We start from the raw sequence: 24862 nt of genomic DNA on the forward strand, positions 1-24862 counted from the left end.
TATTAACCTAGCTTCTAAATTGAATAAGCAGCAACAAGCTGCTTATTCATTATTTTAGTTAATCTTCCAAAACCTTTTCCAACAACTCCTCACTCGGAGCAAAGAAGTAAGCACCATCTACGGCAGTTACGAAATGCAGTAAGCGGTCATGAATGCCATCACCTGTGGTGCCAAACATATGTTCTAACATGTCATCAATAATGGCAAGGTTCTTGGTATACGCAATGAAGAACAGTCCTTGCTCACCTTTACCATCGCCATACGGTAAAGAGTGACGCAGAATTTCCATTTCTTCACCTTCATCATCTTCAATCACAACACGCGCAATATGCGCATTTTCTGGTTTTACATCATCATCCATTTCAATGCTTTCAAGTTTTGATCGACCTATAACACTTTCTTGTGCATCTACTTTCAGGCGTTTCCATTTTTCTAAATCATGCACATAGCGTTGCGCAAAAATAAATGAACCATCTTTAAAAATCCCAGCATCAGCACCGAGTAGCGCAGTTTCGGCACGGTCATCTGGGAATTGCGGGTTCTCAGTACCATCAATAAAACCCGTTAAATCACGACCATCAAAATAACGGAAACACACGCGCTCATCCAAAACTTCAACTTTATCCTGAATATCATTAAAGAAAGCTTGGCTAAGAGTGAAGCAGATATCACTGCGTTGCGAGGCAATATGAATCAGCACATCTGCTGGTACGGCTGGCATTTCAAAAGCCCCTTGAATCGGGTCAAGATGTTTGAATCCTTCAGGAGATTGCGGATAGAGTTGTGCCCAAAGTTCAGGACCGAAGGCCACCGCAGTTTTGATTTCTGCATTGGGGTGTTGAGTCATTAAACGATCACGTGTATTCAGTAAATCTTCAATCTTTTCTTTCAGTTCTGGCAGGCTTAAATCTTTTAAACGCAATACGATGAAACGGGCATGATCTGAAGGTAAGGGTAAAATTACTGATTGTGCGGTCATTTATAGCTCCTTTGATTTTTATTCAATGCGTGGCTGGGTTTATTGTGCCTGAACGATGCGGGGCTGAATAGCCCAATGTGCATTATTCTTGGGTGAGAATTTCTCAGCACATTTAACGTGTGAAAAGTCATATAATGACCCGTCTTTCAGAGGTGGTGCAGTGATGTCTTTTCAAGTTTGGGTAGCATTTATGTTGGCATGCTGGGTCATTAGCATTTCGCCTGGTGCAGGTGCAATTGCATCCATGTCGAGTGGCTTAAACTATGGATTTCGTCGTGGCTACTGGAATGCACTCGGTTTGCAGCTGGCATTACTGCTGCAAATTGGCATTGTGGCGGCAGGGGTAGGGGTACTTTTTGCAACCACGCCTTGGGCATTTCTCGTGGTGAAGTGGTTTGGCGTCGGCTATTTATTGTATTTGGCTTATCTGCAATGGAAAGCGCCAGTGCAGTCCATCGAGATTCAACAGGAACAGCAAGCCACTAAATCAATTCCGAAACTCATCGTGTATGGCTTTTTGGTCAATATGAGTAATCCAAAGGCAATCGTATTTTTATTGGCAGTTCTGCCACAGTTTTTAGATTTATCTCAACCGCAATGGATTCAGTATGGGGTCATGGCGGTGACCATGATCAGTATTGATTTGATTGTGATGGCGGGATATACAGGTTTAGCGGCAAAAGTGTTGAAACTACTGAAATCGCCTAAACAGCAAAAATACATGAACCGTACTTTTGCTGTGTTATTTAGTTGTGCTGCAGGGTTGCTGAGTTTGGTGCATCAATAAATACGCTTCAGTCTGAAGCATATAGATGGTGCTGAATTAAGCCAGTTTTCTGACCTTTTGTACCCCGAAAATGACAGCAAATACCAGTGCCATGCACAGGACAATGCTTAAACCAGTTGGGGTATTCAGTGCGGCACTTGACCATAAACCGACACTGACACCAAATTGTGCTGTAATAAAAGCCCAAATCACCATTTGTTTGGGTGAGTGTGCGAGTAGGCGAGCGGTTAACGCGGGAATCACCAACAGTGCACCCATCAACAATGAACCGACTGCGCGTAAGGCCAGTACTGTAAACACGGCCAAAAGCAACATAAATACCAGACGTTGCCATTTCGCATTCACACCCTCACTGATGGCAATGTCGGGGTCAATCGCAATTTGAATCTGGGCTTTCCAGTATTTAAATAAGACCACCAGCGCAAGCGCAATCACAATGGCAAAGATTGGGAGATCAGTCCAAGCAATGGTGAGTAAGTCGCCAAATAAATAGCTGAGGAGCTCTGGTCGTAGAGCAGGTAAATGTTGAATCAGCATCAAACCAGCGCAGAGCAGGGTGGCAGAGCAGAGTGCCAATAAAGCATCGTTGGGTAAACGTGGATCATGCAGCACCCATAAAATGGCGACCAGCATAAATGCCAGCAAGGTGACGCCCATCCAGAACGGTAAGCTGAGAGCACCCGCTATTGCTACGCCCAACAACGTGCCGTGTGCCATGGTATCGGCAAAGAATGACATGCGACGCCACAACATTAAGCAGCCCAAAGGGGCGGTTAAAAATACCAATAAGGTTCCCATGATCCAAGCAGGTAATAGCAGATCTAACCATTCCAACATCTATTAGGCTTCCGGTTCAGGGTGAATGTGTGGACGAGGATCATGTTGGCAAGCGGTGGCACTATCCCCATGCGCACAATGATCATGATGATGTTGATAGAGCACGCGGTTAGTGCCAAAAATCGCTTGGTATTCTGGATGCTGCTGAATATTTTCAGGCAAGCCGCTACAACAAATATGTTTATTGAGGCAAACTACGCGTTGTGTGCCTTGCATCACCCATTGTAGGTCATGTGACACCATCAGTACCGCACAGTGATATTTTTCCGGCAGGCTGCGCACATAGTCATACAACTCAGCCTCGGACTGGATGTCGAGACCTTGCATTGGCTCATCCAGTACTAAAATATCAGGTTGACGCAGTAGGGCACGGGCCAGTAAGACGCGTTGTCGTTCACCGCCTGAAAGTTGTTGTACTTTCGAATCTTGCAGTTTGGCAATACCTGTATCTTGAATGATTTCTTGTTTAATGTGTGCTGGGCAGGGTTCAAGTTCAAGCAGGTCTTTCACACGTAAAGGAAGACTGTGTGAAGGGTTGAACTTCTGGGGCACATAGGAGAACTTGAGTTTGCGCGCAGAGAAGACTCGACCTGCGTTGGGTTTGAGAATCCCAAGCAGCACTTTAATCAGCGTAGATTTTCCTGCACCATTCGGACCAATTAAAGTGACAATTTCACGTTCATGGAGGGCAAAATCGATCTGCTTGAGAATATCGCGTTCATCTATGCGGACACTAATCTGTTCAAGTGCAATTAGTGTCGGAGTGTTTAATGCGCTTGGCTGCAATTCTGACATTTTCCAGAAATCTCAATAATGCTGTGTTGGGCGGTAAAATGGTCGGAAGCAGCAAGGGCATCGAGTTGTTGTAATAGTCCTTCCGAAGAAGCTTCTTTGACGACATGACATTCGGTACAGATTAAAAATGCCGCTTGATGACCTTCACGCGGATGACAACATGGAATATAGGCATTAATCGAGGTCAGGCGATGAATGAGTCCCTTTTCTAATAAAAAGTCGAGCGTGCGATATACGGTTGGCGGGGCAGCAGGGCGGTCAGATGCACTTTTAATTTTTGCCAATAAATCATATGCCCCCATTGGGCCATGTGCCGTCAAAATCAGTTCGAGCACTTCTTTACGGAGCGGAGTTAAGCGTGCTCCTGTGGCGGCACAGAGACTTTCTGCTTCAGCAAGGCGTGTTGCGACATTATGATGATCATGTACGCCATGTAATGCATTGTGGTGTTCATGCGAACATAAGCTCATAGCAACCTCAGTACGGGCTTGGAATAGAATAAACGACATTAAATTTTAACATGAACCGCTTTAAGTTACGATTAGACGTAGGTATTTTTGTTGAATTGTTATATTATAACACTTGATGAAATTTAGTGTTGTTCAATCATGTCCCGTATCTTCGCATTTTGTTTGCTGTCTATTTTAAGTACTGTTGGTTGGACACAGAGTCTGGTGGTGTCTACCCATCCTTTATATTTGATTGCACAGGAAGTGACGAAGGGTGTTGAACAACCCGTCTTGTTGCTGGAAAACCAGACGGGGCATGATGTGTCATTGACACCAGCGCATCGTAAAGCCATTCAGGATGCTGGTTTGGTCATTTGGCTGGGGAAAGCACACGAAGCGCCACTGGATAAGTTGTTGCACAATAACCCGAAAGCGGTCTCCATTTTATCTTCTGGTTTGGTTAAAACTTTGCCGCAACGCAGTACGCGAGGTGCACCTTTAGCCAATACGGTAGATACCCATGTGTGGCTGGACCCGAATAATGCAGTACGGATTGGCTTCTTTATTGCGGCACTCCGTTCGCAGCAACAACCGCAGTATCGTGATAAGTACTGGCACAATGCTCAGACGTTTGCCAAGCAGATGTTTGCGACCGCGCAAAAGTTTCAAACTCAAACTGCTGCACAACCTTATTGGTCGTATCACGATGCCTATCAGTATTTGGAACGCCCGTTACATTTAAAGCTGGCAGGATCGATGACTGATGATCCACATATTGCGCCAACACTCGCACAAATCAAATATCTGAATGATCATCGTGGACAAAAGAAAATGTGCTTATTGGCAGAGGGGCATGCCAGTGCCAATCAGTATCAAAAACTACAGCCTATTGTGTTTCAAGCCGTTGATGAAAGCTTAAATGCGGAAAATAACTTTATCTCAGCATGGTCCGATTTGGCGCAACAAGTCAAAAATTGTGTATTAACTGCACGCCAATGAAGCGAAAATAATCAATATTTAATCAACTGCTAGACATTTATTGTATTGAAAAAAACTCGACTTAGGTCGGGAAATGATTGCATGTTCAGGGGTGTAACTCTATAATGCCTGCGATTAAAAACGATCATCAGCTAAACTTGTCAAGCATTTATGCTGTGAGTGGATAAATAATGAGCCGAACTAGTCGCTTGATTGACCGACGATTAGCGAAAGCATTAGTCATCTTACAAGCATTTATGATTCCTGTGTCAGCCTTGTTGGCGTGGCTTGTGAAGGATGCAACGGCAGCTTTAAGTGCCGCACTTGGTGCAGGCGTATGTTGGCTCGCCAGCTGTTATTTTTCGTGGCAGTCGTTTCGAGCTGCAGGAGCGAGAGCATCTAAACAGGTACTTTCAAATATGTACCGCGGGATGATGGGCAAGTTTGCGATTGTGATCGTCGGATTTATTTTAATTTTAAGCAATGTCAAACCGTTATCTCCGGCGGCGTTGTTTTGTGGTTTTATCCTCGTTCAAAGCATGTCGTGGGTCGCTCCTTTTTGGGTGTCACGTCTACAAAAACGAGTTTAAGCGCAGCTAAATTGAAAAGTTTTTTTGGAGATAAGCGAGATATCACGCAGCATGCGATATTCGCTTACTCTATTTGTATTTGACATTGACCAGGTGTGATTTATGGCTGCTGAAGAACATGCCCTTACTTCGACCGAGTATATCAAGCATCACTTGACCAATATGACCTATGGCAAAATGCCAGACGGTACGTGGAAATTGGCTGAGAACGGTGCTGAAGCTCAACAGATGGGGTTCACTGCTATTCACTTGGATTCAATGGGTTGGTCAATCGGCCTTGGTGTTATTTTCTGCTTGTTATTCTGGATCGTAGCGAAAGCTGCAAACTCTGGTGTTCCTACCAAGTTCCAGTCTGCAATCGAAATGATCATTGAGTTTGTTGACTCAAGTGTCCGTGACACTTTCCATGGCAAATCACGCTTAATCGCTCCGCTAGCTTTAACCATCTTCGTGTGGATTTTCCTCATGAACTTGATGGATTTGATTCCTGTTGACTGGATTCCTTATGTAGCTCAGCACGTTGGCGCAAGCGTATTTGGTATGGACCCACACCACGTATACTTCAAGATCGTTCCATCTACAGATCCTAACATTACCCTTGGTATGTCTTTATCTGTATTTGTGCTTATCTTGTTCTACAGCATCCGTGAAAAAGGTGTTGGCGGTTTCGTTGGTGAGTTGGCACTTAACCCATTTAATCCAAGTAATCCAGTTGCAAAAGCGTTGCTTATTCCTGTGAACTTAATTCTGGAATTAGTAACTTTCCTTGCACGACCAATTTCATTGGCTCTACGACTATTCGGTAACATGTATGCGGGTGAGTTAATCTTCATCTTGATCGCGTTACTACCGTTCTGGATCCAGTGGGCGTTGTCTGTGCCTTGGGCGATCTTCCACATTCTTGTTATTACGCTACAAGCATTCATTTTCATGATGCTGACTATCGTATACTTGAGCATGGCAAGCGAAAAACATTAATGGTATTGCCTAACTATCACCGGATGGTTGGGCTTAAAATTTTTTACTTTAATTTGGTATAAACCTAACCTCTGAGGAATTATCATGGAACTCACTTTAGGTCTAGTTGCAATTGCATCTGCTATCTTGATCGCTTTCGGTGCTTTAGGTACTGCGATTGGTTTTGGTCTTTTAGGCGGTCGCTTCCTTGAAGCTGTTGCTCGTCAACCAGAATTGGCTCCACAACTTCAAACTCGTATGTTCTTAATCGCGGGTCTTCTTGATGCTGTGCCTATGATCGGTGTTGGTATTGGCTTGTTCTTCATCTTCGCTAATCCATTTGTAGGTTAATCAGCTTAATTCCTAAATTAAACTATTGAGGAATAGCAATGAATATCAACCTCACATTGATTGGCCAAGCGATTGCATTTGCGATTTTCGTCGCATTCTGCATGAAGTTTGTATGGCCACCACTAATCAATGCGATTAGTGAGCGTCAGCGTAAAATCGCTGATGGCTTAAATGCTGCTGAAAAAGCTAAAGCTGACCTTGCTGATGCGCAAGCACAAGTTAAGGCAGAATTAGACGCAGCTAAAGCACAAGCGGCTCAATTGATCGAACAAGCGAACCGCCGCGGTGCGCAATTGGTAGAAGAAGCTCGTACTCAAGCTGCTGCTGAAGGTGAGCGTATTCGTCAACAAGCGAAAGAAGCTGTTGATACAGAAATCAATTCTGCTCGCGAAGAATTACGTCAACAAGTTGCTGCCTTGGCAGTTACTGGTGCGGAGAAAATCCTTAACCAGCAAGTTGATGCAGAAGCTCACAATGCCATGCTTACTCAGCTGGCTGCTAAACTTTAAGCGAGGCGGAATATGGCTGAACTCTTGACGTTGGCTCGCCCATACGCAAAAGCAGCATTTGCTTACGCATCTGAGCAAAATGCAACTGACAACTGGTCAACTGCATTACAAGTGCTTAGTGCTGCGGTACAAGACGAAGCATTTTCAGCTTATTTAAATCGCCCTGAGCTTACTCCTGCTGAGCAGGTCAGTATTTTCGCAAAAGTATTAGGCGAAGACCAAACTGCAGCAGTGTCAAACTTTTTGACATTGCTTGCTGAAAACGATCGTTTGGTTCTTCTTCCTGAGATTGCTGCAGAATACGAACAGCTCAAATCACAGAATAACAACACTGTGGATGTAGTGATTGAATCTGCATTCCCAATGTCTTCTGTTCAAGAACAATTACTTGCACATGCATTAGAGAAAAAATTCGAAGCAGCAGTAAATGTAACTGTAGAAGTTAAACCAGAGCTTATTGCTGGTGTGGTTATTCGTGCAGGCGACCAAGTGATAGATGATTCTGCGCTTAACAAGCTTGAAAAAATGCGGACTCGTCTTCTTGCTTAACCGCAAAAAGACTGAACTATTAAAAGATTGAGGTATAGCGCAATGCAACAACTGAATCCATCCGAGATCAGTGCGCTCATTAAACAGCGTATCGGCGATCTGGACACCAGCGCGACCGCTAAAAACGAAGGTACCATTGTTATGGTATCCGACGGTATTGTGCGCATTCACGGCCTTGCTGATGCAATGTACGGTGAAATGATCGAATTCGACGGCGGCTTATTTGGTATGGCACTGAACCTAGAACAGGATTCAGTGGGTGCCGTTGTTTTAGGTAACTACTTAAGCCTTCAAGAAGGTCAAAAAGCGCGTTGCACAGGTCGTGTATTAGAAGTTCCAGTTGGTCCTGAACTTCTTGGCCGTGTCGTAGACGCTTTGGGTAACCCAATTGATGGTAAAGGCCCTATTGATGCAAAACTTACTGATGCTGTTGAAAAAGTAGCACCAGGCGTAATTTGGCGTCAATCAGTAGACCAACCTGTACAAACTGGTTATAAATCAGTTGATACAATGATTCCTGTTGGTCGTGGTCAACGTGAGTTGATCATTGGTGACCGCCAAACTGGTAAAACAGCTATGGCGATCGATGCGATCATCGCTCAGAAGAACTCTGGCATTAAATGTGTATACGTAGCTATTGGTCAAAAACAATCGACTATCGCTAACGTTGTGCGCAAGCTAGAAGAAACTGGCGCTATGGCGTATACAACTGTTGTTGCTGCTGCTGCTGCTGATCCAGCTGCGATGCAGTACTTAGCTCCGTACTCGGGCTGTACAATGGGTGAATACTTCCGTGATCGCGGTGAAGATGCACTGATTATTTATGATGATTTGTCTAAGCAAGCTGTTGCTTACCGTCAAATTTCATTATTGTTACGTCGTCCACCAGGTCGTGAAGCTTATCCAGGTGACGTATTCTATCTTCACTCTCGTCTTCTTGAGCGTGCTTCGCGCGTTTCTGCTGACTACGTTGAGCAATTCACTAAAGGTGAAGTTAAAGGCCAAACTGGTTCATTAACTGCATTACCGATTATTGAAACTCAAGCGGGTGACGTATCTGCATTCGTACCAACCAACGTAATTTCGATTACTGACGGTCAGATCTTCTTAGAAACTTCATTATTCAACTCTGGTATCCGTCCTGCTGTAAACGCAGGTATTTCGGTATCTCGTGTTGGTGGTGCTGCGCAAACTAAGATCATCAAAAAATTGTCAGGTGGTATCCGTACCGCTCTTGCACAATACCGTGAATTGGCTGCGTTTGCTCAGTTCGCTTCTGACCTTGACGAAGCAACGCGTAAACAACTTGAACACGGTCAACGTGTAACTGAGTTAATGAAGCAAAAACAATATGCTCCTTACTCAATTGCTGACCAAGCTGTTTCAGTTTATGCATCTAACGAAGGTTACATGACTGACGTTGAAGTGAAGAAAATCGTAGACTTTGATACTGCGTTAATTGCTTACTTCCGTTCTGAACATGCTGCGTTAATGCAAAACATCGATGCTACTGGTGATTTCAACAAAGACATCGAAGCTGAATTTAAAGCAGGTATTGAGAAATTCAAAGCGACTCAAACTTACTAATTCAGCATTAGCTGTTTAGTCTAAAGTTTGGTTCACGGATCAACCTTCGAAAGCTCGAAAGGGCTTTCGAATACTAGGTTAAGCGTATGGCAAATTTAAAAGAAATTCGCGCCAAAGTAGCTAGTATCAAGTCGACGCAGAAAATTACGCGTGCGATGCAGATGGTAGCTGCTTCGAAAATGCGTCGTGCGCAAGAGCGCATGGCTGCAGGCCGTCCGTATGCCGAAAATATGCACCGTGTAATTGCTCATTTAGTTCAAGCGAATCCTGAATATAAACACCGTTATATGGTTGAACGCCCTGTGAAGCGCGTTGGCTATATCGTGATTTCTTCAGATCGTGGTCTTGCTGGCGGTTTGAACATTAACTTGTTCAAAAAAGTTGCTAAGCATGTACAGGAACAGCAAGAGCAGTCAATTGAAGTTCAATTTGCTTTAATTGGTCAAAAAGCGGTTTCGTTTTTTAAAAACTACGGCGGTAAAGTGCTTGGAGCAACGACTCAGATCGGTGATGCACCGACTCTTGAACAGTTGACAGGTTCTGTGCAAGTTATGCTTGACGCATTTGACAAGGGCGAACTCGATCGCATCTATTTAGTGTCAAATGGTTTCGTTAACGCAATGACGCAGAAGCCTCAAGTTGAACAACTTGTTCCACTTGCTCCAGCGCAAGAAAGCGACAGCCTCAATCGTCAATACGGTTGGGACTATATCTATGAACCTGAAGCAGAAGAATTGCTAAACGGTTTATTGGTTCGCTATATCGAGTCTATGGTTTATCAAGGCGTGATTGAAAACATCGCGTGTGAGCAATCTGCTCGTATGGTTGCAATGAAAGCTGCAACTGACAACGCAGGCGACTTGATCAAAAGCCTACAACTCATTTACAACAAGCTGCGTCAAGCCGCGATTACTCAGGAAATTTCCGAGATCGTTGGCGGTGCCGCTGCCGTTTAACATTATTAGTTTGAATTGAGGAGACAGCAATGAGTAGCGGTCGTATCATTCAGATCATCGGCGCGGTTATCGACGTCGAGTTTGAACGTAACAGCGTTCCTAAGATCTATGACGCTCTCCATGTTGATGGCACTGAAACTACTTTAGAAGTTCAGCAACAACTTGGTGACGGTGTTGTACGTACAATTGCGATGGGATCTACTGAAGGTCTTAAACGTGGTTTGAACGTAACTAACACAAATGCACCGATTTCTGTTCCAGTAGGTACGGGCACGCTTGGCCGTATCATGGACGTTCTTGGTCGCCCTATCGATGAAGCTGGTCCAGTAGCAACTGATACTACTTGGGCAATTCACCGTGCAGCGCCTTCTTATGCTGAACAAGCTGGTTCTACTGACCTTCTAGAAACTGGTATTAAAGTCATTGACTTACTATGCCCGTTCGCGAAAGGTGGTAAAGTTGGTCTGTTTGGTGGTGCGGGTGTTGGTAAAACCGTTAACATGATGGAGTTGATCAACAACATCGCTAAAGCGCACTCAGGTTTATCTGTATTCGCTGGTGTTGGTGAGCGTACTCGTGAAGGTAACGACTTCTACCACGAGATGAAAGATTCTAACGTTCTTGACAAAGTAGCAATGGTTTACGGTCAGATGAACGAGCCACCAGGTAACCGTTTACGCGTAGCGTTAACTGGCTTGACTATGGCTGAATACTTCCGTGACGAGAAAGACGAAAACGGTAAAGGCCGTGACGTATTATTGTTCGTAGACAACATCTACCGTTATACACTAGCAGGTACTGAAGTATCAGCACTTCTAGGTCGTATGCCATCTGCAGTAGGTTACCAACCAACGCTTGCAGAAGAGATGGGTGTTCTTCAAGAGCGTATTACATCGACTAAGTCTGGTTCGATTACGTCTATCCAAGCGGTATACGTACCTGCCGATGACTTAACAGATCCATCGCCTGCGACAACGTTTGCTCACTTAGATGCAACTGTTGTATTAAGCCGTGACATCGCTTCTCAAGGTATTTACCCTGCGATCGACCCACTTGACTCTACTTCACGTCAGTTAGACCCATTAGTAGTTGGTCAAGAGCACTACGGTATTGCTCGTTCAGTTCAAAACGTTCTTCAACGTTATAAAGAATTGAAAGACATTATCGCGATCTTGGGTATGGACGAATTGTCTGAAGAAGATAAGTTGACTGTTTACCGTGCGCGTAAAATCCAACGTTTCTTCTCTCAACCGTTCCACGTAGCTGAAGTATTTACTGGTGCTCCTGGTAAATATGTACCTCTTAAAGAAACGATTCGTGGCTTTAAAGGTATCTTGGCTGGTGAATACGACCACCTTCCAGAACAAGCGTTCTACATGGTTGGCGGTATTGACGAAGCGATTGCTAAAGCTGAGAAACTCTAATTTAAGGAGATCATCTCATGTCGACTATGCAATGTGATGTGGTAAGTGTTAAAGAGTCAATTTACTCTGGCACGATCAGCATGCTAATCGCTAAAGGTGCAGGTGGTGAGTTGGGTATTATGCCTGGTCACGCGCCACTTGTAACTTTACTCCAACCTGGCGCGATTCGCGTGATTTTGGAAAACGGTACAGAAGAGATCGTCTATGTATCTGGTGGTGTGTTAGAAGTTCAACCGCACGTTGTTACGGTACTTGCAGATACAGCAATCCGTGCTGACAACTTAGATGAAGCTGCAATTTTGGAAGCGCGTAAACACGCTGAACAATTGTTAGCAAATCAAAAGAGCGATTTGGACTCGGCTGCTGCGTTAGCTGCTTTGGCAGAAACTGCGGCTCAGCTTGAAACTATCCGCAAAATCAAAAACCGCGCAATGTAATTGCTGGTTTAAGATTGAAAAAGCCACCGAAAGGTGGCTTTTTTTATGCTATAAAATTGTATTGCTTAAACTCGAGTCGATCTCATGCAGCTCATAGAACATGCTCCACATTTTTGGGAACTCTATCAGGATGATCAGCAGCTCTATCTCGCCATAGCTGTCGATATGAGTTCGGTGGTGTCGTGTTGGGAGTTGGCACTGACGCAGCAACAAACACAGAACTATTGGCAACAAGGCTGTGACAGTATTCATCATCTGACCAAGAGTATTATTGATGCGGTTTATCGTGGTGATTTCAGTTATCTAGAGCAGCATCAGGTTTCCGAAGAGGTGAAAGCGGCGATGCAAAATGCTTTTTTACATTGGCGTGCGCAAAATCACTAATAGATGGATTTCTGAACTGTGTGCTCGTTCAATCATGCGTTGGTAGGTGTAGACTGATTTTTAGCAACAATCCGATCAAAAAACATACCAAACACTTACCTTTCATCTTCAGTTTCTATGTTACTCATAAATGAGGGTACGACATAAGAACTTGACTCAATTTGAGTACATGGAGAATGAAAATGGCAAATACAATGAAAGCCGCAGTCGTCACTGCATTCAATCAACCCTTACAAATTCAACAAGTCGAAATTCCTAAAATCAGTGCGGGTAAAGTGCTGGTGAAAATGATTGCAACGGGTGTGTGTCATACCGATTTGCATGCCATGCATGGCGATTGGCCGATTAAACCGAGCTTGCCTTTTATCCCGGGTCATGAAGGGGTGGGTGAAGTTGTGGAAATTGGGGAAGGTATTGACCATCTGCATGTGGGTGATCTGGTGGGAATTCCTTGGCTATATTCCGCCTGTGGACATTGCGATCATTGTTATGCAGGCTGGGAAACGCTGTGTAAACAACAACAAAATTCTGGCTATTCGGTGAATGGTAGTTTCGCGGAATATTGTCTAGCCGATGGCGATTATGTCGGTGTGATTCCAGCGGGTGTTGATCTGTTAGAAATTGCGCCGATTTTATGTGCAGGAGTAACGGTCTATAAAGGCTTAAAAATGACCGAAGCCAAAACAGGGGATTGGGTCGCCATCTCAGGTATTGGTGGCTTAGGGCATGTCGCCATTCAATATGCGAAAACCATGGGGTTTAATGTGGTTGCCATTGATGTGGACGATACAAAGTTAGATTTGGCAAAACAGCTGGGTGCCGATGTGGGCATTAATGCCCTAAAAGTGAATGTGAAAGATGAAGTGCTGAAAGCCACGGGAGATGGCTGTCATGGTGTGCTGGTCACCGCTGTTTCTCCGAAAGCATTTGAACAAGCGGTGTCTATTGTACGACGAGGCGGAACGATGGTGCTAAATGGTCTGCCTCCAGGAAAATTCGATCTTTCGATTTTTGATATGGTGCTGGATGGTATTACCGTCCGTGGATCAATCGTAGGAACGCGCTTGGACTTGAAGGAAGCACTGGATATCGCTGCGCGTGGCAAAGTGAAGGCCCATATTCATGTTGAGCCTTTGGAAAATATTAATGATATTTTCGAACGCATGGAGCAGGGCAAAATTGATGGGCGAATTGTGATTGATTTTAAACTTTGACAGCTATCGCGGATCAATTCTGTTGAAGTCATCAGAATTGATCTTTTTATATTAACTTTAGCTTTGACTTGCCGCTGAATCTGGTTTTAATAATAGCATTTTCGCAAGGGTCAGCATTTCGGATTGTAGAAGCGAGATCTGTTGTTCAATTTTCGCTAAATCGACGGTTTGAAGGTCGACCTTGCCATTCAAATAGGGTAAATCTAGTACCTGTTGATTGGTGCTCATGATTTTTTCTCGAATGGATTCAATTTCCTGACTTTTTAAATCCAGACTGCTTAATGCACGGTTAAAGTCGGTGAGTTGCTGATGTAAGGCATTCACAGAGCTTTGTAGCGCCTGCTGATCTTTATCTGCCAGAGCTTGTTCTAATGCTGTTTGTGTGTCTTTAAGCTGCTGCACATAGTTACCCGCTTTTAATTGCATGTCTGCAACATCACTGACCACATACAACATATTGCCACTTTTTAATTCTGTGCCTGCCTGATCTGGACTTGATGCAAATATTTCTTCAGCATCTGCAGTGTTTGCTGCGGCTTCTGTATGTTCTGTAGCCTGATTGCAGCCAATTAAACTTAATCCCGCAGCGAAAATGGCAAAAGGAAGTAAGGCACCTTGCAGAATTTTTTTCATAATCTTGAACAATCTCAATCTAGCGTTATATCAGGGTAAAAGGATTATAGAACGCACCTTTTACTTTCTAAAGTCAGGCTGCAAAGTAACAACAAAAAGATCGCGTGCATAAAAAAAGAGTGCAAAATGCACTCTTTTTCATTCAAGGCGCTTACATGCCTGGAACGATTTTAATGATGTTATGGTTTAACACGTTGGTTAATACATAGTCACCATTTACTTTGATCCATTGCTCATTTTTACCTGGCTTGTTTAACTTTTTATTTTTGGTGTGGTCAACTTGATAGCTTTTACCACGGTATTGTGTTGGAACTGGGTTACCTGGTTTCCAAGCAGCTGATGGGCGAGTTGATTTGTTGTTGCTCGCTTTGTTATTTGAAGCTTTGTGTTGATCTTGTGCATGATGACTTGAAGCGTCGTTATGCATGTCTTTATGGTTCGCATCATTGTGGTTTTGAGTTGCATGTTGTTTATGATCTTGCGAGTTTTGTGGTGCAGCGAAAGCTGGTGCTGCCACTAATGCTGTTGATAATGAGAAAACCACAGCTTGTACTAAACGATTCATAATCTACCTTCAATGCGATCTAACTTGTTCTGATGCTGTTATTAAAGCAGTAAGTGACTGAGTTGGTTTGAATTTAATGTTGTAATAATATTAAAACTATGGAGGAATTAAGTAGATTGACTAAACAATATCAGAAAGCAAGATTCTCACTTTCTGATAATGTGCTTATCATCTTATTTCTGCAATTCTGCTTGAATCGCATCGACAAGGCGTGGGTCTTCTGCGGTAATGTCAGGTGCAAAACGCGCCACGATTTGTCCTTGTTTATTCACCAAAAATTTCTCAAAGTTCCACAGAACTTCAGGTGGTTCATTCGGGGTTAAGCCATAATCGACTAAATCTTTCCACCAAGGACCTTCACCAATACGTTCTGGAATGGCGTTGATTAAGGTTTGGTATAAAGGGTGTTTGTCTTCACCCGCTACCGAGATTTTGGAAAAGAGCGGGAAATCAATCTTGTAGTTCACTGAACAGAATTCTTGAATTTCACTATCGCTGCCTGGTTCTTGCGCCAAGAAATTATTGGCAGGGAAGCCCAAGATTTCTAAACCTTGATCTTTCTGTTGCTGATACAGTTTTTCTAAACCTTCATATTGTGGAGTTAAACCGCATTTAGATGCCACATTCACTATCAGCAGCACTTTGCCTTGATATTGATTCAAGGTCACGTCTTGACCTTGGATGGTTTTTACAGGAATGTCGTAAACAGACTGGCTCATATACAGATCCATTGATTTTTTATTGGGTTTCCATGTTGTAACGAGAATTAGCTAGAACTGCAAGTTGAATCCTGTACTTGAATCGAAAAAGATACCGTTGCAGGCTTAGGCTTCACGGATTTGAGCAGGGGTTTGTCCTGTATAACGTTTAAAGAACTCAATAAAACTGGAACTGTGTTGATAGCCTAGATCATAAGCCAGCTTTTTCACGCTCGATCCTGCATGAAGTTGTTCCATGGCATACAAAATTTTGGCGCGATTACGCCATTCTGCCAAACTCAGTTGCAGCTCTTGTTGGCTCAAGCGTAACAAATGTCTTTCGGTCAGGTGAATGTTATGGAGTAGCTGTTGCAGGCTCAAGGCAAAATATTCTGGATTGCACAGTTGCTGCAAGATCGGTTTTAACACGGCATGTTGCGTTTGCGGCAGGTAGTGTTCATAGGCTGGCGCTGTACGAAGCTGGTCTAGGAGTACATCGAGTAAATGTTGGTATTCCGTGGAGGGTGTTGAACTTTGTTGGCGTAAGACTTCTTTAATAAGATGGCGTAGAAAAGAACTAATCTCTACAGTTTTGGTTTGGCTAGGAAACAGCTTGCACAGTTCAGGATGCAAATGGATACAAATATAGTGGGTGGTTTTTAATTCACGGGCAAAACAGGCATGCGCGGTGTGTGCGGGAATCCACAGCCCATAGTTGGGCGGTGATAAATAATGTGTTCCTTCAATTTCATAATCTAAAATTCCATTTAAGCTAAAATTGAAATCTCCCCAAATACAGGAGTGGGCAGCAATTTCATCATTGTGTTCATAAAAATATTCATGCACTTCGATCCATTTGGATAGGGGAGGTTGATGCTGCTGCATGGTTGATTTTTACCGTATCAATGTCTGAAAAACCTTATTTTTATTATTTCAGACTTTTAGCACAATAGCAGTATCTGATCAGCGAAGATGAGTAAGCAAATGCAGCAAAATAGATGGGTGAAATTGGCGGTACTGTTGCCATTGATTGCAGTTTTCATTTGGTCATTGAATATTGCAGTCACACGCTATGTTGCGGATTATATTTCGCCTGTGAGCATCAGCTTTTATCGCTGGCTGGTGGCATTTATAGTGTTGACCCCTGTAATGCTGCCTAAAGTCTGGCAACAGCGTCAATTGGTGATACAGCATTGGAAACAGTTTGCGGTCTTAAGCGCCTTTGGCATGCTGCTTTATCAGGGGCTGGCGTATAGTGCAGCACATTACACCACCGCCACCAATATGGGCATTATCAATGCCTTTATTCCAATCTTTACCATCTTCGTGTCCATCATTATCCTCAAGGAAATTCCGAATCGATTTGCCATTTTAGGTAGTCTGGTTTCATTTCTGGGTTTGATGTATGTGATTGCACAAGGCAACCTTGCGACATTGCTCCATTTGGGTGGGCATTGGGGCGATCTGTTGATGGTGATTGCCGTATTCTTTTATGCCTTTTATGGTGTGTTCCTGAAAAAATGGCAACTTAAAGTTCCGCTGATGATTAGCCTTTATGTGCAGATCGGATTTTCCCTTATTTATCATTTGCCCTTTGTGTTGTGGTTGGGTGTCGACCGCTTAGATATGCAGAATAGTGCCAGCGTGTTCTACGCAGGTTTATTTGCTTCTTTAATTGCCCCTTGGGTGTGGATGTTGGCGGTACAGCGTTTAGGTCCCAATCGCACCAGTATTTTTATGAACTTGATGCCGATTTTTACGGCGATTTTGGCTTATTTTTGGTTGCATGAGGCTTGGACCATTCACCATAGCATTGGTGGAATCATCATTATTGCAGGTATTGCGATGGCACAGATGAAATCAAAAAAGCAGGAGCTAGGCGTTGATGAATCGCTAAATGCGATTAATAAATAGACAAACAGGTGTCGAAGTGAAAATATTTTTTTTGGACTAAACCACCAGTTATAAGTGTAAAAAAGTATACTGTCAAATGATTATTTATTTAAAAATATTTTAAAAATAGGAGGATAGTTTGACTTTTTGAATAAATTTCACATTTTAATCATGGATTTAAGCAAAAGTATGCATTAAATAATGTATTTGTGTTTTTATTTGGAATGTTAGATAATGTTCACATCAAGAATGATCAGTTAAGTATTTCTTAACAATGCTTTAATTCTGACATTCAGCAAGATTTTCGAACCCTCTGGATGTGATTAACACACATCCTTTTTATGCTCAATCAACCTATTTGATTGAGCTTTTTTTTTGTCTAAAATTTCCTGCAGAAGCCGATGATTAGGCACGAATGATCTGTCCTGTTTCAGCATCTAGAATACGACTCGGCTCTTGGCTCAAGCCTAGATCACCATTTAAATAATCTGGTTGCTGACTGAAATACTTGCTTGCTTCTTGTAGGGAGCGGGCAGGTTCGAGTCCAGCAGGATTGGCACTGGTTGAAACGATAAAACCATTAAAGGCATTGCATAGTGCGACACATAAAGGATGGGTGGTAACACGGATGGCCACTTTCGGGTGATTGCCCTTAATCCAGACAGGAATGTCGTCGCTGGTGGGAAGCAACCATGTGGTCGCGCGTTCAGTGGGGCTACGATTACTCCAAGAGGCGATTACGGTATCACGCATTGCTGGCGTCAGTCCTGCCAGTAAATGCTCTACCTGACTAATATGTCCAGCCAATAGAATGACGCCTTTTTCAATCGGGCGTTGCTTCAGCTTTAAAATTTCATTAAATGCCGCTTCATTATAAGGATCACAACCTAAACCCCAAACAGCCTCTGTCGGGTATGCCAAGACATGTCCGTGTTTTAAACTTTCGGCAGCTTCAGCAACAGAGGTGGTAATCATGTTCGTGTCCTATTTTGAGCAAAGGCTTATTCTGAACCTTATTGAATAGGACGACAACGCAAATACACCCCAGATTGTTGCATACATAAACCTAAAAGCTCTAATTCCATCAACTGTGCGGTCAATGTTGCGGCATCTTGCTGCAAGTGGATGGCCAAATGATCTAAAGCAGCGCCTGTCCAGTCCAGCTGATTATATAGCGGCATCAAATGTTCAGGGATTTCAGGTTTTGCGTTGAGGGTGGATTTAGTTGACTCAACAAGGGATTGCTGCTGTGCTTGCCACTGGGTTGGCAAGGCAAGGTCTTCCAGCACTTGTTCAGGATGATCAACCAGAATAGCTCCTTCGCGAATCAATTGATGGCAGCCCTGATGAAATTCACTATAAATATGTCCAGGGATGGCAAACACTAATTTACCCTGTTCAGCTGCCAGTTTGGCCGTAATGATCGAGCCACTGTTCAGACTGGCTTCCGCGACAATCACGCCTAAAGAAAGGGCGCTGACAATTCGATTGCGTCGCGGGAAATGATGCTGAAGGGGTGGTGTGTGGGGGAGAAATTCGGTAATGATTGTGCCTGATTGCTGCACAATCTGTTGTCGCAGTTGTTGGTGTTGTGCGGGATAGGTTTGATCTAATCCAGTGCCCATGACCGCCAGTGTCCGTTGATGCGGTAAAGCCCCTTGATGGGCGGCTTCATCAATGCCTTGCGCCAAACCGCTGCTAATCACAAAACCTTTTTCACTTAAATAATAAGAAAAATCGTAGGCAATTTGTCGACCATGTGGACTAGGTTTGCGGCTGCCAACGATGGCAATTTGCGGTTGCATCAATTGAGCCAATTGACCTTGTCCAAACAAGATGGGTGGTTTATCGCTGTAGGGAAGCAGTTGTCGTGGATATTCTGGATCGTGATAACTTAAGACAAAGTCCGAATGCTGCTGAATCTCTTGAAGGATATTTTGGAATTTGTGTTGTTCGGCAGGTGTGTAAAATTGCTGTGCGCGTTGAAGATGGTTTTTATGTAAACCGAGGCCCGACCAAAGCGGCATGTTTTCAGGCTGAACAGCATTGTGAATGCTGCCAAAGTGCTGTTCGAGTTTATAGAAACTACTCAAAGAGTGCTGAACCAAATACCACAAGGTAATGGTGTCCATTTGCACTTGTGATAATGGTTTCAGCATGTGGTGCTCCGAATTAATCGTCCATTAGTGGCGGTTGAATGTAAGCACCGATTTTGATTGGTAATGAGCTATCGAGTACATAAGCATAACTAAAATGATCAAAAGTCTTGAACACCATCAAGTTACCAATTTTTTGCCCTGGCAATTGCACTATCTCTTTGGTTTTCGGGTCTCGAACCTGTTCACCTTTTTGGTTGATGCTAAACACGTGACCGACTTGAACACCTTCAAGATTACCGCGGTCAATGGTGACCACACTGTTTTTAGCTGCCGTGCCAATTGAACCCATCACACGCACAATTTGTCCACCTGCGGCAACATCTTCAGCCATAGTTGGATAGAACAGGGTCGGGAGCATTGGATCATAGACAGGCAAGACACGATCACCACGACGGACTTCTGCGTTAAAGCTGTCGGTTAACTCAATCGTGGTAATGTCGTTTTCACTTGCCACAGCAACACCCGTAGCAACCTGATTTAGCTCAAGCCCTGCATCGTATTTTTTGCCTTTGGCATTCAACATGGTGTACGGGTCGCCTTCACGATAGACTGCATATTGTTGACCTACTTCTAAACCATTGCCACGGGCATAAATGGTTTGTCCTTTACCTGCAAGTACGCGTTGATCTGCTGTGCCCAATACATAAGGCGTATTGGCAATCGATTCAGGTGCAATAATGGTGGAATGTTCTAACCACTGCTTAATATTGTCTAATGGAATCACAGGAATCGCGTTATTTAAGGATTCGACGCGAACCTGCGGTTGCAGTTTGGTGCCGCCAGCATAACGACGGATAATGCCATCACAGCCGTCACCTTCGTCTTTACCAATCAATGGTTTGCCTTGGTAGCTACACAGGAGCAGCTTGTCACCCGGGAAAATCCAATGTGGATTTTTCACGTGACGGTTGCTGGCCCAAATTTCAGGCCAGCGCCAAGGCTTGTCTAAGAATTTTCCAGAAATATCCCAAAGGGTATCGCCCTTTTTCACCACATAAACCTGTGGAGCACCCGCTTTTAAAGAGGGAGGATTAATGTTACGTGCTGGTGCAGCTTCGACCACTGCGATAGAACCAACACTGATTGCCAAACCGACAGTCAGCGCCAGCAATTGCTGTTTAAACCCCAAGGCACTAAAAGATGGCATGCCCTTCAAAACCTTTTTCATTATCATAATTCCTAAAATTATGTATGTAATTTACGTTATAATAACGATATTACACACATTTTTTTGATGAAGCATTCCTTCATTTGGTTTTTTGATCAATGGCATAAGTGAGGACGTTTATGGCCTTATTACCTATTTTAAGTTTCCCCGATCCCCGTCTTCGTACCATTGCACAACCAGTCGAAGAAGTTACTGATGAAATTCGTCAGTTAGCTGCAGATATGTTTGAAACCATGTATGAAGCCCCAGGCATTGGTTTAGCCGCTACACAAGTCGACCGTCATATTCAGTTAATCGTAATGGATCTTTCTGAACATAAAGATCAGCCCATGGTGTTCATTAACCCCAAAATTACCCCATTGACTGAAGAAACCCAGCCCTATGAAGAAGGCTGTTTATCAGTGCCTCAAATATACGACAAAGTTGAGCGTCCGTCACGTGTAAAAATTGAGGCAATTAACCTTGAAGGTCAATCCTTTACAATGGAAGCAGACGAACTTCTCGCTGTTTGTATTCAGCATGAAATGGATCACTTAAACGGCAAGTTATTTGTCGATTATTTATCGCCACTCAAGCGCCAACGTGCACGCGAAAAAGTGGAAAAAGTGACGCGTCAACGCCAAAAAGAGAAAGTGGCGGTCAAGCGCGGATAATTTTCCATTTAAAATCATCATTAAGTATGAACCCAATTTCGATTGGGTTTTGTTATACTGGCACCGCACAAATTGCAGGATGATTTTTTTGCTTTTCCGTGGTGGTTTGCTGCTGGCATGTGTCGCAGTTTTTTTACAGATTGCTGTTTTTTTACAGCCTTTGCTACCGAAGCAATACCAAGTTGCTCCGGTCTGTGAAACCATTACGCGTGCATTATTACTCTCTTCTCCAACGGCACACACCGTGCATACTTCAGTTGCGCAACCTGATCAGCATTCGCATATGCACATGCAGCATCAAGAGCAACCTGCGCATGATCATCATGATGCCCATCATCAATGTCAGTACTGTACCGTATATGGCAATTTGGTCTTGCCGCCTGAACTTGATGTAAAGCCAATACTGGATCGTATTCAGGTGCGTTTAATCGCTTTTCAGAAAGCCTTTGCGCATGTCTGGTTTGTTCTACAGCAACTGTTTCTGATTCCGCAAGGACGGGCACCGCCTCTCTGGGCATAAATCCGCTTTATTTCGCTTGGGTCGTAGGGACTTGAGCACAGTGTTATTTATGTTTTATGAGAGATTGATATGGCTCAGCCAAAATTCTTTTTACAGCCTTTATCGGCTGCGATTTGTGTCGCGTGTTATTCAGCTACAGCAGTAAGTTCAGAAGTAGAAACGACTCAATTTTTGGCCCCGATTGTGGTGACAGCTCAGCAAGGCAATGATGCCAATGGTTTGATCGTGCATGCCGATCCGAAACAGCCGACGCAGCCGATTCCTGCGGTAGATGGTGCTGCCTATTTACAAAGTATTGTCGGGTTTAACCAAATTAAAAATGGGGGAGCCAACGGAGATGTGACTTTCCGTGGCATGTTTGGTTCACGGATTAAAATCTTGACCGATGGCACAGAAAATTTGGGTGCATGTCCAAGTCGTATGGATAATCCAGCGTCTTATATTTCTCCAGAAAGCTATGACAAGATTACCGTGGTGAAAGGACCACAAACGGTACAATATGCGCATACAGGTTCTGCTGCGACCGTGCTTTTTGAGCGTGAGCCTGAGCAATTGAGCAGTGCAAAACCTTATCGTGGACAAGCCAGTGTGATGTTGGGTTCCTATGGACGTTTAGATCAGAATATTGAAACGGCTGTAGGGGATGAAAGTAAATACGCGCGTTTAAATGCCAATCGTTCAGTTTCAGATAGTTATCAGGATGGAGCCGGCAATACGGTTCCATCGGATTGGGAAAAATGGAATGCTGATTTGGCTTTAGGCTGGACACCGAATGCAGACACATGGGTAGAACTGAAGGGGGGTAAGAGTGATGGAGAGGCAGTCTATGCTGGGCGAAGTATGGATGGTTCCAAGTTTGCGCGAGAAAGCCTAGGTTTACATGTTGAAAAGAAAAATATCAGCGATGTGATCAAGCAAGTCGAAGCACAAGTGGACTATAGCTATAACGATCATGTCATGGATAATTTCCGCCTAAGAACGCCGCCAATGACCACCATGAGCATGGGGGGTATGGGTGGCATGAGTATGACTGTACCCAACAAGATGGAAATGGAAGTGACCCGTCGCACTTTAAATGCCCGTGCAGCGATGACCTCCGAATGGGATAAAGTCAGCTTAATTACAGGCATTGATTCTCAGCAAAATAAGCATGGCGGCAATATGATTATGTATGCCATGCCGAGTATGAATTCTCCTTTTGCAACCAATATGAAATTTGAATCTTATGGTGCTTTTGGTGAGTTAAGCTATCAATTCAGTGATCAGAGTAAGTTGGTCACGGGGACACGTATTGATCAAACTCAAATTGATAATCTGAAGACGGATACGGAACGTAAAGAAACGCTACCGAGTGGATTTATCCGCCTTGAAAGTCAATTCGCAGATCAGCTGAAAACCTATGCGGGCTTGGGTTATGTTGAGCGTGTGCCAGATTACTGGGAGTTATTCAGTACCCAATACTATCAAACAGGGTCAACCTTCGATCATTTAAACAATGAAAAAACCACACAGTTTGATGCAGGCTATCAATATGAACAGGGTGCATTTAAATCATGGGCTTCGGTTTATGCAGGGCTGATTCAAGATTACATCTTGGTGGCATACACACCGACGGGTTCTATGGGCAAATTGGAAGCCAAAAGCCGTAATGTCGATGCGACCATAGCGGGGGCAGAAGCAGGTATTGGCTATCAGTTGACGGATCAGATTCAAGCCGATGTCAGTGCCATGTATGCGTGGGGGGAAAACACCACAGATCATCGTGCATTACCGCAAATTGCGCCGTTAGAAGGGCGTTTTAATTTACGTTATGTTCAAGACAAATATAATCTTGGTTTATTGTGGCGTGTGGTCGCAGCGCAAGATCGGACCAGTTATCGCGAAGGTAATATTATTGGCTATGATGTGGAAGACAGCAAAGGCTTCGGCACATTATCCTTAAATGGAACCTATAACTTGCAAAAAGGCGTTGATCTTTCTGTTGGTGTAGATAATGTCTTCGACAAAAATTATGCCGAACATTTGAATAAATTAGGAAGTTCAGGCTTTGGTTATGCCGCAACTGAGCAATTTAACAATATTGGGCGTAACTATTGGGCGCGAATCAGTATGAAATTCTAAAGAAGACTACAGGGTAGTGAAAAGCAGAGCTTAGGCTCTGCTTTTTTAATTGAGGTAAATTACTTTAACGATATTTATGTAAAAGCAGTAAGCATCAACACGATGACTGTTTCAATTCGACTTGAGTAAATGAATAACTTGAAAAGCAATTATTCCTAAAATTAGAGTGAGTTGTTCTTCTAACGAATAAACAAAGCAAAGCAATAATTTTAAAAGATGAGAACTTTAAAGGATTCAGACTCAGTTCAAAGTGACTCAGTGTACTGTAAAGTGAGTTTAAGCTTTGCCTTTTTGATTTTTGAATGAATTGAACAGAAGAAGAGACTTTAGAAGATTGGCTATATCCTTTAAATGAGTCCAAACATCTGGCAGTTTTTAGGTGAATCTGAAGATGTTGCTGATTGATTCAGAGAAGATTTACCGGGATCAGGTTTTTATTCGGGTAAATACTGATGTTAATTTAAGCAGAAAAGTGGTTTTTACAGTAAAAAAAGCCATTTTTGCCGATTAAATGAACGGGCGAACGTTTTTTTTGAATTAATTTAGCGAAGGGTGTTGCAAGAGATCTGAAATGCTGTAGAATGCACATCCATCGGCGGTGATGCAGATAAAAACTTGTTGATTAACAATGATTTAGCTTAGGTGTTAAATTTTTAGATTGATTGGATG

The 24862-nt window shown here is 43.4% G+C and carries 28 protein-coding genes; 17 read left to right on the forward strand and 11 right to left on the reverse strand.

The window, feature by feature from the left end; genetic code table 11:
• Nucleotides 1–58: 58 nt before the first annotated feature.
• The gene (locus ACWQ4X_RS17010; protein ID WP_457904445.1) at nt 59–979 is read right to left on the reverse strand and encodes a Dyp-type peroxidase; all 921 of its coding nucleotides are present in this window, start codon (nt 977–979) and stop codon (nt 59–61) included.
• Nucleotides 980–1142: 163 nt separating this feature from the next.
• Here ACWQ4X_RS17010 and ACWQ4X_RS17015 point away from each other — a divergent pair, with 163 nt between their 5' ends.
• The gene (locus tag ACWQ4X_RS17015) at nt 1143–1766 is read left to right on the forward strand and encodes a LysE family transporter (protein WP_457904446.1); all 624 of its coding nucleotides are present in this window, start codon (nt 1143–1145) and stop codon (nt 1764–1766) included.
• A 36-nt stretch (nt 1767–1802) separates the two neighbouring features.
• On the opposite strand, the gene znuB is transcribed toward ACWQ4X_RS17015, so the two are convergent.
• The 3 genes from znuB to ACWQ4X_RS17030 are packed head-to-tail and all read right to left on the reverse strand — an operon-like array spanning nt 1803 to nt 3868.
• Entirely contained in the window at nt 1803–2603 is an 801-nt protein-coding gene (znuB, locus tag ACWQ4X_RS17020) for a zinc ABC transporter permease subunit ZnuB (protein ID WP_457904447.1), read from the reverse strand.
• A gap of 3 nt (nt 2604–2606) precedes the next feature.
• Nucleotides 2607–3398 carry a zinc ABC transporter ATP-binding protein ZnuC gene (znuC, locus tag ACWQ4X_RS17025; protein ID WP_457904448.1) on the reverse strand — a complete coding sequence of 264 codons (792 nt, stop codon included), beginning with the start codon at nt 3396–3398 and terminating at the stop codon, nt 2607–2609.
• The gene (locus tag ACWQ4X_RS17030; protein WP_457904462.1) at nt 3371–3868 is read right to left on the reverse strand and encodes a transcriptional repressor; all 498 of its coding nucleotides are present in this window, start codon (nt 3866–3868) and stop codon (nt 3371–3373) included. Before ACWQ4X_RS17030 ends, znuC begins: the two co-directional genes overlap by 28 nt.
• A gap of 138 nt (nt 3869–4006) precedes the next feature.
• On the opposite strand from ACWQ4X_RS17030, the gene ACWQ4X_RS17035 reads away from it, so the two are divergent.
• From ACWQ4X_RS17035 to adhP, 12 genes are all read left to right on the forward strand, one after another.
• On the forward strand, nt 4007–4846 hold the full coding sequence (locus tag ACWQ4X_RS17035) for a metal ABC transporter solute-binding protein, Zn/Mn family (protein ID WP_457904449.1): 840 nt from the start codon (nt 4007–4009) through the stop codon (nt 4844–4846).
• A 170-nt stretch (nt 4847–5016) separates the two neighbouring features.
• The gene (locus tag ACWQ4X_RS17040) at nt 5017–5415 is read left to right on the forward strand and encodes an ATP synthase subunit I (RefSeq protein WP_457904450.1); all 399 of its coding nucleotides are present in this window, start codon (nt 5017–5019) and stop codon (nt 5413–5415) included.
• A 102-nt stretch (nt 5416–5517) separates the two neighbouring features.
• Nucleotides 5518–6393, forward strand: coding sequence for a F0F1 ATP synthase subunit A (gene atpB, locus ACWQ4X_RS17045; RefSeq protein WP_100242265.1), 876 nt, complete (start codon nt 5518–5520; stop codon nt 6391–6393).
• An 84-nt stretch (nt 6394–6477) separates the two neighbouring features.
• Complete coding sequence (gene atpE / locus ACWQ4X_RS17050) at nt 6478–6723, forward strand: F0F1 ATP synthase subunit C (protein WP_000424060.1); 246 nt, start codon at nt 6478–6480, stop codon at nt 6721–6723.
• Nucleotides 6724–6761: 38 nt separating this feature from the next.
• On the forward strand, nt 6762–7232 hold the full coding sequence (locus tag ACWQ4X_RS17055; RefSeq protein WP_100242264.1) for a F0F1 ATP synthase subunit B: 471 nt from the start codon (nt 6762–6764) through the stop codon (nt 7230–7232).
• 12 nt (nt 7233–7244) lie between these two features.
• Entirely contained in the window at nt 7245–7781 is a 537-nt protein-coding gene (locus tag ACWQ4X_RS17060) for a F0F1 ATP synthase subunit delta (protein WP_100242263.1), read from the forward strand.
• Between the two features lie 42 nt (nt 7782–7823).
• A complete protein-coding gene (atpA, locus tag ACWQ4X_RS17065; RefSeq protein WP_100242262.1) occupies nt 7824–9368 on the forward strand; it encodes a F0F1 ATP synthase subunit alpha in 1545 nt (514 codons plus the stop codon).
• 86 nt (nt 9369–9454) lie between these two features.
• Nucleotides 9455–10324 (forward strand): F0F1 ATP synthase subunit gamma, encoded by an 870-nt coding sequence (gene atpG, locus ACWQ4X_RS17070; RefSeq protein ID WP_100242261.1) that lies wholly within the window; start codon nt 9455–9457, stop codon nt 10322–10324.
• Between the two features lie 29 nt (nt 10325–10353).
• Nucleotides 10354–11748, forward strand: a complete 1395-nt coding sequence (atpD, locus tag ACWQ4X_RS17075) for a F0F1 ATP synthase subunit beta (protein ID WP_100242260.1) — start codon at nt 10354–10356, stop codon at nt 11746–11748.
• A 17-nt stretch (nt 11749–11765) separates the two neighbouring features.
• Complete coding sequence (locus ACWQ4X_RS17080; RefSeq protein ID WP_100242259.1) at nt 11766–12185, forward strand: F0F1 ATP synthase subunit epsilon; 420 nt, start codon at nt 11766–11768, stop codon at nt 12183–12185.
• Between the two features lie 84 nt (nt 12186–12269).
• Nucleotides 12270–12569 (forward strand): hypothetical protein, encoded by a 300-nt coding sequence (locus ACWQ4X_RS17085; RefSeq protein WP_457904451.1) that lies wholly within the window; start codon nt 12270–12272, stop codon nt 12567–12569.
• 182 nt (nt 12570–12751) lie between these two features.
• A complete protein-coding gene (gene adhP / locus ACWQ4X_RS17090; protein WP_100242257.1) occupies nt 12752–13783 on the forward strand; it encodes an alcohol dehydrogenase AdhP in 1032 nt (343 codons plus the stop codon).
• A 57-nt stretch (nt 13784–13840) separates the two neighbouring features.
• On the opposite strand, the gene ACWQ4X_RS17095 is transcribed toward adhP, so the two are convergent.
• The 4 genes from ACWQ4X_RS17095 to ACWQ4X_RS17110 all read right to left on the reverse strand — a co-directional run bounded on the left by ACWQ4X_RS17095 (nt 13841) and on the right by ACWQ4X_RS17110 (nt 16564).
• Nucleotides 13841–14416, reverse strand: a complete 576-nt coding sequence (locus ACWQ4X_RS17095) for a hypothetical protein (protein WP_457904452.1) — start codon at nt 14414–14416, stop codon at nt 13841–13843.
• Between the two features lie 151 nt (nt 14417–14567).
• Nucleotides 14568–14981 (reverse strand): RcnB family protein, encoded by a 414-nt coding sequence (locus ACWQ4X_RS17100; protein WP_457904453.1) that lies wholly within the window; start codon nt 14979–14981, stop codon nt 14568–14570.
• Between the two features lie 173 nt (nt 14982–15154).
• On the reverse strand, nt 15155–15700 hold the full coding sequence (locus ACWQ4X_RS17105) for a glutathione peroxidase (RefSeq protein ID WP_457904454.1): 546 nt from the start codon (nt 15698–15700) through the stop codon (nt 15155–15157).
• A gap of 105 nt (nt 15701–15805) precedes the next feature.
• A complete protein-coding gene (locus ACWQ4X_RS17110) occupies nt 15806–16564 on the reverse strand; it encodes an AraC family transcriptional regulator (RefSeq protein ID WP_457904455.1) in 759 nt (252 codons plus the stop codon).
• A gap of 99 nt (nt 16565–16663) precedes the next feature.
• Here ACWQ4X_RS17110 and ACWQ4X_RS17115 point away from each other — a divergent pair, with 99 nt between their 5' ends.
• Nucleotides 16664–17593: a DMT family transporter gene (locus ACWQ4X_RS17115; RefSeq protein ID WP_457904456.1), complete on the forward strand. Its 930-nt coding sequence runs from the start codon at nt 16664–16666 to the stop codon at nt 17591–17593.
• A gap of 384 nt (nt 17594–17977) precedes the next feature.
• On the opposite strand, the gene ACWQ4X_RS17120 is transcribed toward ACWQ4X_RS17115, so the two are convergent.
• From ACWQ4X_RS17120 to ACWQ4X_RS17130, 3 genes are read right to left on the reverse strand one after another with little or no spacing between them, the layout of a single operon-like run.
• Nucleotides 17978–18547 carry an L-threonylcarbamoyladenylate synthase gene (locus tag ACWQ4X_RS17120; RefSeq protein ID WP_457904457.1) on the reverse strand — a complete coding sequence of 190 codons (570 nt, stop codon included), beginning with the start codon at nt 18545–18547 and terminating at the stop codon, nt 17978–17980.
• 38 nt (nt 18548–18585) lie between these two features.
• The gene (gene dprA, locus ACWQ4X_RS17125) at nt 18586–19731 is read right to left on the reverse strand and encodes a DNA-processing protein DprA (RefSeq protein WP_457904458.1); all 1146 of its coding nucleotides are present in this window, start codon (nt 19729–19731) and stop codon (nt 18586–18588) included.
• Between the two features lie 13 nt (nt 19732–19744).
• Complete coding sequence (locus tag ACWQ4X_RS17130; RefSeq protein ID WP_457904459.1) at nt 19745–20899, reverse strand: LysM peptidoglycan-binding domain-containing protein; 1155 nt, start codon at nt 20897–20899, stop codon at nt 19745–19747.
• A gap of 119 nt (nt 20900–21018) precedes the next feature.
• Here ACWQ4X_RS17130 and def point away from each other — a divergent pair, with 119 nt between their 5' ends.
• From def to ACWQ4X_RS17145, 3 genes are all read left to right on the forward strand, one after another.
• Nucleotides 21019–21552 carry a peptide deformylase gene (gene def / locus ACWQ4X_RS17135; RefSeq protein ID WP_100242248.1) on the forward strand — a complete coding sequence of 178 codons (534 nt, stop codon included), beginning with the start codon at nt 21019–21021 and terminating at the stop codon, nt 21550–21552.
• An 88-nt stretch (nt 21553–21640) separates the two neighbouring features.
• On the forward strand, nt 21641–22072 hold the full coding sequence (locus tag ACWQ4X_RS17140) for a DUF2946 family protein (protein WP_457904460.1): 432 nt from the start codon (nt 21641–21643) through the stop codon (nt 22070–22072).
• A gap of 69 nt (nt 22073–22141) precedes the next feature.
• Entirely contained in the window at nt 22142–24193 is a 2052-nt protein-coding gene (locus ACWQ4X_RS17145) for a TonB-dependent copper receptor (RefSeq protein WP_457904461.1), read from the forward strand.
• Nucleotides 24194–24862 lie beyond the last annotated feature (669 nt).

The sequence above is a fragment of the Acinetobacter sp. NigerLNRRAM0016 genome (genome assembly GCF_054112845.1).